General features: G+C 69.6%; 13 protein-coding genes. 4 read left to right on the forward strand and 9 right to left on the reverse strand.

Features of this window, described 5'->3' with window-relative positions:
* Positions 1 to 5 precede the first annotated feature (5 nt).
* The 4 genes from thiE to FHT36_RS16160 all read right to left on the reverse strand — a co-directional run bounded on the left by thiE (position 6) and on the right by FHT36_RS16160 (position 4,972).
* Positions 6 to 641: a thiamine phosphate synthase gene (gene thiE, locus FHT36_RS16145; RefSeq protein WP_169123498.1), complete on the reverse strand. Its 636-nt coding sequence runs from the start codon at positions 639 to 641 to the stop codon at positions 6 to 8.
* Positions 642 to 788: 147 nt separating this feature from the next.
* On the reverse strand, positions 789 to 2,108 hold the full coding sequence (glcF, locus tag FHT36_RS16150; RefSeq protein ID WP_169123499.1) for a glycolate oxidase subunit GlcF: 1,320 nt from the start codon (positions 2,106 to 2,108) through the stop codon (positions 789 to 791).
* 49 nt (positions 2,109 to 2,157) lie between these two features.
* Positions 2,158 to 3,369, reverse strand: coding sequence for a glycolate oxidase subunit GlcE (gene glcE, locus FHT36_RS16155; RefSeq protein WP_169123500.1), 1,212 nt, complete (start codon positions 3,367 to 3,369; stop codon positions 2,158 to 2,160).
* Positions 3,370 to 3,463: 94 nt separating this feature from the next.
* Positions 3,464 to 4,972 carry an FAD-linked oxidase C-terminal domain-containing protein gene (locus FHT36_RS16160; protein WP_169123501.1) on the reverse strand — a complete coding sequence of 503 codons (1,509 nt, stop codon included), beginning with the start codon at positions 4,970 to 4,972 and terminating at the stop codon, positions 3,464 to 3,466.
* 154 nt (positions 4,973 to 5,126) lie between these two features.
* On the opposite strand from FHT36_RS16160, the gene FHT36_RS16165 reads away from it, so the two are divergent.
* The 3 genes from FHT36_RS16165 (at position 5,127) to FHT36_RS16175 (ending at position 7,333) form a co-directional block, all read left to right on the forward strand.
* Complete coding sequence (locus FHT36_RS16165; protein ID WP_029877748.1) at positions 5,127 to 6,074, forward strand: LysR family transcriptional regulator; 948 nt, start codon at positions 5,127 to 5,129, stop codon at positions 6,072 to 6,074.
* A 223-nt stretch (positions 6,075 to 6,297) separates the two neighbouring features.
* The gene (locus tag FHT36_RS16170) at positions 6,298 to 7,026 is read left to right on the forward strand and encodes an AzlC family ABC transporter permease (RefSeq protein WP_246702262.1); all 729 of its coding nucleotides are present in this window, start codon (positions 6,298 to 6,300) and stop codon (positions 7,024 to 7,026) included.
* Entirely contained in the window at positions 7,016 to 7,333 is a 318-nt protein-coding gene (locus tag FHT36_RS16175; protein ID WP_169123502.1) for an AzlD family protein, read from the forward strand. Before FHT36_RS16170 ends, FHT36_RS16175 begins: the two co-directional genes overlap by 11 nt.
* A 148-nt stretch (positions 7,334 to 7,481) precedes the next feature.
* Here the strand turns inward: FHT36_RS16175 and FHT36_RS16180 are convergent, their stop codons facing one another.
* Positions 7,482 to 8,159, reverse strand: coding sequence for a thioesterase domain-containing protein (locus tag FHT36_RS16180; RefSeq protein WP_169123503.1), 678 nt, complete (start codon positions 8,157 to 8,159; stop codon positions 7,482 to 7,484).
* A 424-nt stretch (positions 8,160 to 8,583) separates the two neighbouring features.
* Here FHT36_RS16180 and FHT36_RS16185 point away from each other — a divergent pair, with 424 nt between their 5' ends.
* Positions 8,584 to 8,721, forward strand: a complete 138-nt coding sequence (locus FHT36_RS16185; protein ID WP_169123504.1) for a hypothetical protein — start codon at positions 8,584 to 8,586, stop codon at positions 8,719 to 8,721.
* A 42-nt stretch (positions 8,722 to 8,763) separates the two neighbouring features.
* On the opposite strand, the gene FHT36_RS16190 is transcribed toward FHT36_RS16185, so the two are convergent.
* The 4 genes from FHT36_RS16190 to FHT36_RS16205 form a co-directional block, all read right to left on the reverse strand.
* A complete protein-coding gene (locus FHT36_RS16190) occupies positions 8,764 to 9,462 on the reverse strand; it encodes a lactate utilization protein (RefSeq protein ID WP_169123505.1) in 699 nt (232 codons plus the stop codon).
* Positions 9,459 to 10,916 (reverse strand): lactate utilization protein B, encoded by a 1,458-nt coding sequence (locus FHT36_RS16195; RefSeq protein ID WP_169123506.1) that lies wholly within the window; start codon positions 10,914 to 10,916, stop codon positions 9,459 to 9,461. Before FHT36_RS16195 ends, FHT36_RS16190 begins: the two co-directional genes overlap by 4 nt.
* A complete protein-coding gene (locus FHT36_RS16200; protein WP_169123507.1) occupies positions 10,913 to 11,713 on the reverse strand; it encodes a (Fe-S)-binding protein in 801 nt (266 codons plus the stop codon). The genes FHT36_RS16195 and FHT36_RS16200 overlap by 4 nt, the downstream gene beginning before the upstream one ends.
* Positions 11,714 to 11,846: 133 nt before the next feature.
* Entirely contained in the window at positions 11,847 to 12,398 is a 552-nt protein-coding gene (locus FHT36_RS16205) for a L,D-transpeptidase (protein ID WP_169123508.1), read from the reverse strand.
* Positions 12,399 to 12,493 lie beyond the last annotated feature (95 nt).

Consider the following 12,493-nt stretch of genomic DNA (forward strand, 5'->3'; position numbering starts at 1 on the left):
TGGGGTCAGCGCGCGGCCGTGACGGCCGAAAGAAGCGCGCGTGCAGCGTGTTCGGGATCGGGGGCGGCGCAGATGGCGGACACCACCGCCACCCCGTCCGCTCCGGCGCGGATGACCTCGGCGGCGAGGGCACCGTCGATGCCGCCGATGCCGACGATGGGCAGGCGGGTGAGCGCGCGCACCGCCGTGACGCCGGACGCGCCGATGGCGGCGCCGGCATCCTTCTTGGTGCCGGTGGCCTTCACCGGGCCGACGCCGAGATAATCCACGACGCCAACGTCGGAGGCGGCGAATTCCGCGGGATTGCCCACGGAGAGGCCGAGGATGCGCTCCGGTCCCAGAAGGGCGCGGGCGTCGGCGGGGGTCATGTCGTCCTGGCCGAGATGCACGCCGTCGGCGTCCGCCGCCACCGCCACATCCACCCGGTCATTGATGATGAGCGGGATGCGCAGCGGCGCCAGCAGCGCCTTCAGCGCGCGGGCCTGCTCCACCAGCGCGCGGCCATGGGCGTCGGGATCGCGCAATTGCACGATGGTGGCGCCGCCCTTCACCGCCGCTTCCACCGTCGCCACGAGGCCGCGCGCCGCGACGAGTCGCGGGTCGGTGACGAGGTACAGGGTCAGGTCGAAGGGACGGGACATCTTCTGGCTCACGGGTGCGGGCTTGCTGCGGCGCAGCGTAAGCCGCCCCGCTCCCTTATCTCAATGCGCTTCGGTGCGAAACGTCGCATGCGACGAAGGTCTATTGACCGCATCGCACATGGGTCTTTGCCATTCCGGCAACAATCCTCAGGCCGCTTTCGCCCGTCCGGCCAAAGCGGCGGGGGCGGGGCCGCCGGTGGCCCAGTCCAGCAGCTCCACCGTGTGAACGATGGGAATGCCGGTGCCGGAGCCGATCTGCGTCATGCAGCCGATATTGCCGGCGGCGATCACGTCTGGGGCCAGCGCCTCCAGCGTCGCCACCTTGCGGGCCTTGAGCTGCCCGGCAATCTCGCTCTGGAGCATGTTGTAGGTGCCGGCCGAGCCGCAGCACAGATGCGGGTCGAACGGCTCGACCACCTCGAAGCCGACGCGGCGCAGGAGGTCCATGGGCGGCGTCTTCACCTTCTGCCCGTGCTGGAGCGAGCAGGCGGAATGGTAGGCGACCCGCATCCCGCGTGGCGTCTCGGCCTTCGGCAGATCGAGGGTGGGCAGAAACTCGCTGATGTCCCGCGTGATGGCCGAGACCCGCGCCGCCTTCTCCGCATAGGCGGGGTCCAGCCGCAGCATGTAGCCATAGTCCTTGATGGGCGTGCCGCAGCCGGAGGTGGTGACGAGGATGGCGTCAAGCCCCTCGGTCTCCATCTCCCTGATCCACACGTCCACATTGTTGCGGGCGAAATTGAGCGCCTCCTCCTCCCGGCCCATGTGATGGACCAGCGCGCCGCAGCAGCCTTCGCCCTTCACCCGCACCACGTCCACGCCCTGCCGGGTGAGGAGGCGGATGGCGGCCTCGTCGATGCCGGGGTTCAGCACCGGCTGGGCGCAGCCCTTCAGCAGCGCCACCCGCGCCCGGCGCGTGCCCTGCGCGGGATGCACGCCGCCCTTGTCGTCCGCCGCGCGGCCATGGGGCAGGCCGGGGGCGAGGCGCAGCATGGCGGCGAGGGGCTTCAGCGCCGGCACCCTGGCGAACAGCCCGGCGAACGGCTTGCCGGCGAGCGCGCCCATGAGGGCGAGGCGGAAGCGGTCGGGATAGGGCAGAACCCTGGCCAGCACCTCCCGGATCATCCGGTCGGGGGCGGGGCGCGAATAGGTCTTCTCGATATGGACGCGGGCGGTGTCCACGAGGTGCATGTAGTTCACGCCCGAGGGGCAGGTGGACATGCAGGACAGGCAGGAGAGGCAGCGATCGATGTGCTTCACCTCCTCCTGCGTCGCTGGCCGGTCGTTCTCCAGCATGTCCTTGATGAGGTAGATGCGCCCGCGCGGGCTATCCAGCTCGTCTCCCAGGAGCACGTAGGTCGGGCATGTGGCGGTGCAGAAGCCGCAATGCACGCATTTGCGCAGGATGGAATTGGCCGCCTCCACATGCGGATCGGCGAGCTGGGCAAGGGAGAAATGGGTCTGCATGGGCGCTCAGCCGTGACGGAGGAACGAAAGGACGGGGGTGCGGGCCATCTCACATCCCCGCATGCATGCGGCCGGGATTGAGCACCAGGCCGGGATCAAAGCTCTCCTTCACCCGCTTGGTCAGCGCGGCCAGCGCCCCGTCGAGGGGCTGGAACACCGCCGAACGGGCGCGCTCGGCCGCGCTGGCGCGGATGAGGGTGGCGTGGCCGCCGTGCGGGGCCAGGGCCGCGCGCACCTCGTCGGCATGGGAGACTTCCCCCGGCAGGCAGAGCCAGATCAGGCCGCCGGCCCAGTCGCAATAGGCCTCGCCGCCGAGATCCTGGACCAGCTTCGCCGCCAGCTCCGGCCCCACCTTGGGCTGGGTGGAGAGGCGCCACACCGCCCGCTCGCCCGAGCCGGCGAAGGGGATCACGTCGCGCACCGCCTGCCACAGGGGGCGGGAGGTCTCGGTGTCCAGCACCTCGGCCGGGCCGATGCCGGTCAGCACCTTCAGCAGCATGGCGCGCCGCGCGGAGACGGAGGGCGGCACGCCCTCCATGCGCAGGGCAACCAGCGCCGGCGAGCCGGAGAGGCCGGGCAGGCGTCCCGCCACGCCTTCGGGCAGGAAGGCGGCGCCGGACACTTCGCAGGAGGAGCCCATGGCGGCCGAGAGCGCCGCCGCCGCCTCGGCCGGCGAAGTGACGCGGGCGATGACCGTCTCTTCCATGAGCGGACGCGGCAGCACCTTGAGCGTGATCTCGGTGGCGATGCACAGCGTGCCGAAGGCCCCGGCCATCAGGCGGGGCAGGTCGTAGCCGGTGACGTTCTTCACCACCCGCCCGCCGGACTTGAACGGCTCGCCGCGCCCGGACACGGCCTTGATGCCGAGCGCATGGTCGCGCACCGCGCCGTGGCTGATGCGGCGGGGGCCGGCGAGGTTCACCGCGAACATGCCGCCCAGCGTGCCGCGTCCGGCGGTGCCGCCGAGCAGGGGCCCGGTATCCATGGGCTCGAAGGCCAGCATCTGCCCGCGCGCCGCCACCATCTCCTCGATGTCGGCGCGGGGCGTGCCGGCGCGGGCGGAGAGCACCAGCTCCTCCGGCTCGTAGAGGGTGACGCCCGAGAGGGCGGAAAGGTCGAGGGTGAGGTCGGTCTGGCTCGGCCGGCCGAGGGCCTGCTGGGAGCCGTGGCCGCGCACTTCCAGCGTCTTGCCGGCGCCGAGGGCGGTGCGGACCGCCTCCGCAACCTCCTGCTCGTCGCGCGCTGCGATGATGTCGCTCATGATCTGGCCTTGAGAAAGGGAGGGGCGCTCCAAAAGCGTTTCCAGGCGAAGTGGGCACCGGTTCGCGAGAGGGAAACGCGATAAAGCGAAGACTCTAGAAGCGCGGCAGATCCGGGAACGGCAGCGCGCCGCCCGACACGTGCATGCGGCCCATTTCGGCGCAGCGGTGCAGGGTGGGGAACACCTTTCCGGGGTTCAGCAGGCTCTTGTCGTCGAAGGCGCATTTCAGGCGCAGCTGCTGGGCGAGATCGACCTCGTTGAACATGGTGGGCATGAGGTCGCGCTTCTCCACGCCCACGCCGTGCTCGCCGGTGAGCACGCCGCCCACCTCCACGCACAGGCGGAGGATGTCGGCGCCGAAATTCTCCGCCGCGTCGAGTTCGCCCGGCGCGTTCGCATCATAGAGGATGAGCGGGTGGAGGTTGCCGTCGCCCGCATGGAACACGTTGGCGACGCGCAGGCCGTACTGCTCGGAGAGTTCGCGCATGCGCGAGAGCACATAGGGCAATTGGCGGCGCGGGATGGTGCCGTCCATGCAGAGATAATCCGGCGAGAGGCGCCCCACCGCCGGGAAGGCGGCCTTGCGGCCGGCCCAGAAGCCGAGCCGTTCCTGCTCGCTGGTGGAGACGCGCAGCGTCACGGAATTGCAGCCCTCGGCGATGCGCGTCACCTCCTCCAGAAGGTGGGCGCATTCGGCCTCCGGCCCGTCCAGCTCGACGATGAGCAGGGCTTCCACATCCAGCGGATAGCCCACATTCACGAAGGCCTCGGCGGCGGCGATGGCGTCGCGGTCCATCATCTCGATGGCGGCGGGGATGATGCCGCCGCCGATGATCCGCGCCACGCACTCGCCCGCATCCTCGGAGGTGGGAAAGCCCACCAGCACCGCGCGGGCGGTGTCCGGCTTCTTGAGGAGGCGCACGGTGACTTCCGTCACCACCCCGAGGAGCCCCTCGGACCCGATGATGACGGAGAGGAGATCGAGCCCGCCGGCATCGAGATGCTTGCCGCCCAGGCGCACCACCTCGCCGGTGATGAGCACCATCTCCACGCCCAGCACGTTGTTGGTGGTGAGGCCGTATTTCAGACAGTGCACGCCGCCGGAATTCTCGCCCACATTGCCGCCGATGGAGCAGGCGATCTGCGAGGAGGGGTCGGGCGCGTAATAGAAGCCGAGATGGTCCACCGCCTTGGAGATGCCGAGGTTGGTGACCCCCGGCTGCACCACGGCGGCGCGGTTGGCGGTGTCGATGTCCAGCACGCGGTTGAACTTGCCCATGCCGAGCAGCACCGCGTCCTGAAGCGGCAGCGCACCGCCCGAGAGCGAGGTTCCCGAGCCGCGCGGCACCACACGGATCTCGTTGTCATGGCAATATTTAAGGACGGCGGCCACCTGCTCCGTGGTGCTCGGCAGCACCACCACGAGGGGCAGTTGGCGATAGGCGGTGAGGCCGTCGGATTCGTAAGGCCGCATCTCCCGTTCGTGGGAAATGACGCCCTCGCCGGGCACGATGGCCCGGAGCGCGGCGATGATGTCCTCCCGTCGGGCGAGCACCCGAGCATCCGCTTCCGGCAGCCTGAGGCCCGGAGTGGTTCCCGTCATGTCGGCGTCCCTTTGAGCCATTCTTGTTGGAGGAACTATAATCGGTTCATTCGGGAAAAAACGTCGCCCATTCTTTCCCTGACGGATAAAGTCGGCGACAGAAGACAAAACAATCGGCCGGCGCATGTTCCCCGGCCAGGAGGAGCGTCGATCGATGATCGGCAATCTGGGCGACCTTGAAATCTTCGCGCGCATCGTCACCGCCGGCAGCCTGTCCGCCGCCGGGCGGGAGATGGGGCTGTCCCCGCCGGTGGTGTCGAAGCGCGTGCAGCGGCTGGAGGAGCGGCTCGGCGCCCGCCTGTTCCAGCGCACCACTCGCAAGGTGGCGCTCACCGAGGCTGGGCAGGGCTTCTACGAGCGCGTCGTCACCATCCTCGCCTCCATCGAGGAGGCGGAAAGCCAGCTCGCCCGCAAGTCCACCGAGGCGCGCGGCCTGCTGCGCGTGTCGGCGCCCACCTCCTTCGGCCGGCTGCACATCGCGCCGAACCTCTTGCCGCTGATGGAGGCGAACCCCGACCTCACCATCGACCTCGAACTGTCGGATTCGTTCGTGGACATCGTGGGCGAGGGCTTCGACGTGGCCGTGCGCATCGCCGACCTCGATGATTCCAGCCTCGTCGCCCGCCGCCTCGCCCCGGTGCACCGGGTGCTGTGCGCGACGCCGGACTATCTCGCCCGCGCGGGCGAGCCGAAGCACATTTCCGAACTCGCCTCGCACATCCTCATCGCCACCCACGGGCAGGACCCGTGGAAGCTGGAGGGGCCGGACGGGCCGGTGACGCTGCGCGTGCATTCCCAGTTGCGCACCAATTCCAACGAGGTGGTGCGCGAGGCGGTGCTGGCCTCGGTGGGCATCGCGCTGCGTTCCACCTGGGATGTGGGGCCGGAACTGCGCTCCGGCGCGCTGAAGGTGGTGTTGCCGCGCTGGCGCGCCTCCCACCGGGTGGGCCTGTTCGCGGTCTATCCCTCCCGCCGCTTTCTGCCGCAGAAGGTGCGCGTCTTCATCGACCACCTCGCCGCCCTCTACGGCCAGGGCCACGGCGGCATCCCGCCCTGGGACGAAGGCCTGTCGCGCCTGTTCGAGCCGGAGCCGCAGGGCTGAGGGGAGCTTTCAGACGTGTCATGCCCTGGCTTGTCCGGGGCTTCCACCGCGGTCCTCGTCTCGCTCTCTCAAGGCGGGGACACACCCGGCCAAACGGGGGGATGACGCTGGATGAAAGCGCGACAGCTTCCCGTGCGGCCCCCCTCCCGCCGCGAAAAGGGGAAATCGGGTTGGCCTTTCCGGCGCGCGCGTCCATAACGTCGGTATTTCCGCGACGTGACTGTTGATTGCCCCGCTCCAGATGACCAAGCCCCATCCCGCACCCCTGACCCTCGCCGGCATGGCCGAGGGGGCGCGCGCCATGCTGCCGCTGATGCCCGGCATCGCGGCCTTCGGCATGGCGTTTGGCGCCGCCTCCATCCAGAAAAGCTTCACCCTGCTGGAGGCGACGGTCTCCAGCGCCATCGTGTTCGCCGGCCTTGCCCAGATGGTGGCGCTCGAGGGCTGGACGCAGCACTGGACCGCCGGGTCCCTGCTGGCGCTCGGCTTCCTCACCCTCACGGTGAACATGCGCCATGTGCTGATGGGCGCCTCGCTGCGGCCCTGGCTCGGCACGCTGCCGGCGTGGAAGTCCTATCCGGCGCTGATGATGATGGCCGACAACAACTGGGCCGCCGCGCTGCGCTATCGCGCCGAGGGCGGCAACGATGTGGGCTATTTCGTCGGCTCCGGCCTCATCACATGGTTCGTCTGGGTGCTGGCCACCGCGGTGGGGCATCTGGTGGGCGGCGGCATTCCCGATCCGAAGGCGGTGGGCATCGATCTCGTGGTGCCCGCCTTCTTCATCGCCATGCTGCTCCCCAACTGGAAGGGCAAGCGCGAGGCGGTGGGCTGGGGCGTGGCGGCGGCGGTCTCCACCGCCGTGTCGTTCGTGCTGCCGGGCTGGTGGTTCATCGTGATCGGCGCCGTCGCGGGCGCGTTTGCAGGCGGGTTCACCGACGATGACCGTTGATCCCGGCACCCTCACCGCCATCCTCGTGATGGCAGCGGCCACCGCCTTCAACCGCGCCGGCGGCTTCTGGCTGATGCGGCTCGTTCCCGTGACGCCGCGCGTGCGGCGGGTGCTCGACTGCCTGCCCGGCGCCGTGCTGGTGGCGCTGCTGGTGCCCGGCGCCGTTCAGGGCGCGGTGAAGGGCGATATGGGCATGGTGGGTGGCCTCGCCGCCGCGCTCGTGGTCAGCCGCCTGACCCGCAGCGATCTCCTCGCCGTGGTGGTGGCCATGGCGGTGGCGGCGGGCATAAGAGCGATCTGGGGCTGAGAGCACGCGCCGCCCTTCGGCGCCGTTCCGGGCCCTCCACGGATCGCCCGTACAAGGCGGGCAATGCCGGCGAAAAAGGTGCAGTGCCCCCCAAACGAAAACGGCGGGCCGAAGCCCGCCGCTGAATTCCTCGTCCGAAATCCGGTCCTCAGCCCGGCGCGCCGGGCTTGGCCGCGGCCTGGGTGCCGGGAGCGGTGCTCGGCGCCGGGGGCGTCGCGGAGGGGTCCACCGGCTTGGGCTTCGGCTTGGGCTTCGGCGTGGTGATGGAGCGCACCTGGGTGATCACCTCGTCATGGAGGCGCGGCGACTTCTCGATGTTGAAGTGGTCGATGCCGCCGATGGCATTGAGGTTGCGGTTGACGATGTTGCCGCGGAAGCCGGGGCCGGCCGTCAGGCGCTTACCGTAGCCGTTGTTGGACTGGTAGTAGTTGATGAAATAGCCCGCCGACGCGCCCACCTGGGTGACGCCCACCGGATCGAACGTCACCACCAGCTTGGGCGGGGTGCCCAAAGCGGTCAGGCGCTCGGCCATCTCCACCGCCGCATCGGCCCCGAGGGAATGGCCGACGATGATGATGGGGGAGTTGCCGGTGGCCCGGCTCTCGGCGGCGGCGGCATCGGCGAGGGAGGCCCATTGGCCGTACTCGTGCACCGTCGCAGGGATGCCGCGGGCGTTCAGCTTCTTGGCGAGATCGTCCATGCCCAGCGAGAAGACGTTGGCCAGCCCCCGCAAAAGGTAGACATGGGCCCGGTTCTGCTGGGCAAGCGCCGGCTGGGCGACGCAGAGGACGACGAGCGCTGCGAACAGGGCCCGAACGAGGCGCAAGCCAACTTTCATTGTCTCACCGTTTCTGAAAATCAAACGATCTACTGCCGCCAAAACGCCGGCCGGGCAATACCGGATTGCTTATCCGACACAGGAGCGTCGCCGGGGCTGACGTTTTTTCGCCCCCCGTGTCGCGCCTGCATCACGCGCGTCACGACACAAAATTCGCGTATTGCGATTAACTCAGTATACTGTCATGCTGAAGTTGTGATAGTTGTAAATCACTTCCCTTCAGTCAGGTGAGGACGAAGTGTTTCCAGCTCTCGCAATCGGAACGGCCGGCGGCGCGCAGATCAATGCGCTGGCACCGTCATGGCCCGTCTTTTGTCACGATGGCCAGCGGCGGGGAAGGGTCGAGCCGGCCCGGCCCTTGCCGCAAGACCCGCAGGCCCAGCCCGGTCGTCCACCCGGCGGAATCCTGTTGGTGGCCGTGTGTTCGGCCATCTCCGGCGCCGTCATGGGCTGCCTGTTCGGCGGCTTTCTGACGGTCGCGCTGGCGATCTTCCTGGCCGTGCCGCTGGGCGTGGCCCTGGGCATCTGGGCGTCGCGCCTGTCCGAATAGTCCGGCCGGGCGCGCCTTCGCGGCTGACGCCCGCCCGATCCCTCAGCGCGTCGGTCCGCCCACCAGCAGCACATGCAGGCTGCGCGGGCCGTGGGCGCCGAGCAGCAGGGTCTGCTCGATATCGGCCGAGCGGGACGGGCCGGTGATCCAGTTCACCGTACGCGGCAGCACGCCCTCGCCATAGCGGGCGCGGATGCGGTCCCACACCGTCTCGTAGTCCCCCGCCACATCCGCCGCGTCCACCACCACCAGATGGTGGTCCGGCAGCAGGTTGAGGGTGGAGGGATTCTCCGGCCCGGAGAGCATCACCACCGTCCCGGATTCGGCCACGCCCGCGAAGGCGTGGGAGAGGCCGGCGAGCTGGCGCCCGTCCGAGGGGCCGATCCAGACATCAAGGGCCGGCGCGCGCTCCCACGGCAGAGTGGCGAGGCGTTCGTCGGCACCGCGCAGGATGGTCATGGGCAGGTTGCGCGACCTGAGATAGGCGGCGACGGCTTCCGGCACCTCGACGGCGGAGGGCAGGTGATCGATGGTCGCGGCGGCGGCGATCACCATGTCGCGGAACAGAGCAAGGCGCTCGGCCTCCGGCAATTGCCCGCGTGCCGGCACGAGACCGCGCGGATGGCCGGCGAGGCGGTCCGCCACCGCCTGGCGGCGCGGCGCCTCCTGCGAGGTCACGCCCAGGGATGCGCGGATGGAGGCGAAGACGGTGTCGCGGGAACTGGTGTCGCGGGAGCTCATCGGCTTGCCTCCTGTCGGGGCGCCGCGCGCCGCTCGGCCTGCCGGGCGCGCCACTGGGCCTGGAAGGTGCCGCCCTGCGGCGCCGGGAAATCGCGGTGCTGCGTCCACCCGCCGGCCAGCGGCAGGGAGGCGAAGCGCCCTTTCGCCCGTCCGAGCAGCGAAAGCGCGCCCATGGCGAGCCGCGTCGCCGGCCGGTAGAGCCAGCCGCGCCGTGCGAAGAAGGCCCACACGCCGAGGCCGAAGCGCTGGGTCGCCGGGGTCAGGTGGCGCTCGAACTCCTTCTCCCGCCAGTGCCGCATCAGCTTGGGCAGGGGGATGCGCATGGGGCACACCTCCTCGCAGCGGCCGCAGAAGGTGGAGGCGTTGGGCAGATTGCGCCCCTTCTCCACGCCGATCAGCGCCGGGGTGAGCACCGAGCCGATAGGGCCGGGATAGACCCACCCGTAAGCATGCCCGCCCACCGCATGATAGACCGGGCAATGGTTCATGCAGGCGCCGCAGCGGATGCAGCGCAGCACCTCGCGCAGCTGCCCGCCGAGCATGGTGGAGCGGCCATTGTCGAGGATCACCACGTGATACTCGCCTGGCCCGTCGGGATCGTCGGGGCGACGGGGTCCGGTGGAGAAGGTGGTGTAGACGCTCATGTCCTGTCCGGTGGCCGAGCGGGCCAGCACGCGCAGGATCTGGCTCACATCCTCCAGCGTCGGCACCAGCTTTTCCAGCGAGGCGAGCACGATGTGCGCCTTCGGCAGGGTCTGGGTGAGGTCGCCGTTGCCCTCATTGGTGACGATGATGGAGGTGCCGGTCTCCGCCACCAGGAAGTTGGCGCCGGTGATGCCGACGTCCGCCGCGAGGAACTTCTGCCGCAGCTCGCCGCGCGCCTCCGCCAGCAGCGAGGTGGGCTCGGAGAGGTCGCGCTCCGGGGGGAGATGGGCGTGGACGCGGCGGAAGTCGGCTTCCACCTGATCCTTGTTGAGGTGGATGGCCGGGGCGATGATGTGGGAGGGCGCCTCGCCGCGGATCTGGATGAGATATTCGCCCAGATCCGTCTCCACCGGCTCGATGCCGGCCGCCGCGAGATGGTCGTTGAGGCCGATCTCCTCGGAGATCATGCTCTTGCCCTTGGTCATGGTGCGTGCGCCCAGGCGCTTGCAGATGTCCGTGACGATGGCCCGCGCGTCCGCCGCATCCACGGCGAAATGCACATGGCCGCCGGCCGCCTTCGCCTTGGCCTCGAAGCGCTCGAGATAAAGGTCGAGGTGCGCCAGCGTGTGGTTCTTGATGTCGCGCGCCGAGTCCCGCAAAGCGTCGAACTCGGGGAGCTTCTCGGCCGCCGCCGCGCGCTTGCCGATGAAGCCGGGGCCGACCTTGGAGAGCGCGCCCTGCAGCGGCAGGTCGGCCAGCGCCTTCTTCGCATTGTCCTTGAAGCGGGGGGTGGTGATCTCGACGCTCATCGCTTCGCCCCCTTTTCAGCGGGTTCGCCGATGGCCGGTTCATCGCCCATGCCGGCGAGCACTTCGGCCACATGCAGCGCGCGCACTGCGCGGCCCTCGCGCTGGAGCTTGCCGGCCATGTTCATGAGGCAACCGAGATCGCCCGCGAGCAAAGTGTCCGCGCCGGTGGCGGCGATGTTGGCGGCCTTCTTCTCCACGATGGCGTTGGAGACATCCGGATATTTCACGCAGAAGGTGCCGCCGAAGCCGCAGCAGGTGTCGGCATCCTTCATTTCCTCAAGCTCAAGCCCCTCCACCGAGGCGAGGAGCCGGCGCGGCTGCGCCTTCACCCCCAGCTCGCGCAGGCCCGAGCAGCTGTCGTGATAGGTGACGGTGCCGTCATAGGCTGCCGCCACGCCGGTCACGCCGCGCACGTCCACGAGGAAGGAGGTCAGCTCGAACACCTTGGCGCAGAAGCGCTCCACCCGGCCGGCCCAGTCGGGCTCGCCGGTGAACAGCTCGGGATAATGGGTCTTGATCATGCCCGCGCAGGAGCCGGAGGGGGCGACCACGTAGTCGAAGGTCTCGAACGCCGTGATCATCTCTTCCGCCAGCGCCCGGGTGGTGGCGCGGTCGCCGGAATTGAAGGCGGGCTGGCCGCAGCAGGTCTGCGGCGGCACGTTCACCTCGCAGCCGGCATCCTCCAGCAGCTTCGCCGCGGCGAAGCCCACCGAGGGGCGGATGGTGTCCACGAGGCAGGTGCAGAACAGGCCCACCCGCGGGTGGCGCGCCCCATCGGGCTCAGTGTGCGCGGTCATGATGTCCCGTGCGTTGGATCGGGCGCGGGAGCGCCCGCCGCTGATTGGAACGGCTCTATAGCACCGCGACCGGGGCGGTGAAATGACGGCCCGGAGCAAAGGCCCGTGCGCGATCCGCCTCGCAACCAGACCTTTATACGATGTCGATGACCGCGCCCGGCCGCAGCCGCGCCAGCAGGCGCTTCATGTCCGCCCGGCGGAGCGCCACGCAGCCCTCCGTCGGCTTGAAGCCCGGCCGGGCGAGATGGACGAACACCGCCGAGCCGCGCCCGGCGATGCGGGGGCGCTGGTTGTGATCGATCACCAGCACCAGATCGTAGAGCGTATCGTCGCGCCACATCTTCTCGTGCGACACCTTGCGCGGCCCGCCGATCGGCAGCGTGACGGGGCGGTTGTAGCGCCGGTCCGCGCGGTCGTCGCACCAACCGTCATCGGGGCGGATGGTTCGGGCGGGCAGGCGGGAGACCGGTCGCGGGCCGTGGTCGGGCCGGTAGAGGAGAGCGAGGATGCGCCAGCGTCCGGCGGGGGTGCGCCCGTCACCCTCGCGCTTGTCGGCGGCGATGCCGGAGCGCCCCAGCGCCACCGGGATCGACAGTCCGCCGGCCCGCAAAATCCCCAGATGGCGGGCGCCGGGACGGCGGCTGACGGCAATGCGCGAGATTCCCACAGGATGAAGCGGTTTCATGACTTAGTGTGATACCTCTCCACAGCCGTCCCCGGATGGAAATTTGCGCAGAGCCATGTCCATGCTCTACTTGCGCGATTCGCGCGCCCGCAAGG

Origin of the sequence: Xanthobacter sp. SG618, assembly GCF_012932745.1 — a bacterium.
Classification (GTDB): Bacteria; Pseudomonadota; Alphaproteobacteria; order Rhizobiales; family Xanthobacteraceae; genus Xanthobacter; species Xanthobacter flavus.

What these genes read in the sequence shown, in the direction of transcription:
- FHT36_RS16190 (WP_169123505.1), bottom strand. Translation starts at nt 9,462, where the DNA reads ATGAGCTCCCGCGACACCAGTTCCCGCGACACCGTCTTCGCCTCCATC.
- FHT36_RS16200 (WP_169123507.1), bottom strand. Translation starts at nt 11,713, where the DNA reads ATGACCGCGCACACTGAGCCCGATGGGGCGCGCCACCCGCGGGTGGGC.
- glcE (WP_169123500.1), bottom strand. Translation starts at nt 3,369, where the DNA reads ATGAGCGACATCATCGCAGCGCGCGACGAGCAGGAGGTTGCGGAGGCG.
- glcF (WP_169123499.1), bottom strand. Translation starts at nt 2,108, where the DNA reads ATGCAGACCCATTTCTCCCTTGCCCAGCTCGCCGATCCGCATGTGGAG.
- thiE (WP_169123498.1), bottom strand. Translation starts at nt 641, where the DNA reads ATGTCCCGTCCCTTCGACCTGACCCTGTACCTCGTCACCGACCCGCGA.
- FHT36_RS16160 (WP_169123501.1), bottom strand. Translation starts at nt 4,972, where the DNA reads ATGACGGGAACCACTCCGGGCCTCAGGCTGCCGGAAGCGGATGCTCGG.
- FHT36_RS16165 (WP_029877748.1), top strand. Translation starts at nt 5,127, where the DNA reads ATGATCGGCAATCTGGGCGACCTTGAAATCTTCGCGCGCATCGTCACC.
- FHT36_RS16175 (WP_169123502.1), top strand. Translation starts at nt 7,016, where the DNA reads ATGACCGTTGATCCCGGCACCCTCACCGCCATCCTCGTGATGGCAGCG.
- FHT36_RS16205 (WP_169123508.1), bottom strand. Translation starts at nt 12,398, where the DNA reads ATGAAACCGCTTCATCCTGTGGGAATCTCGCGCATTGCCGTCAGCCGC.
- FHT36_RS16195 (WP_169123506.1), bottom strand. Translation starts at nt 10,916, where the DNA reads ATGAGCGTCGAGATCACCACCCCCCGCTTCAAGGACAATGCGAAGAAG.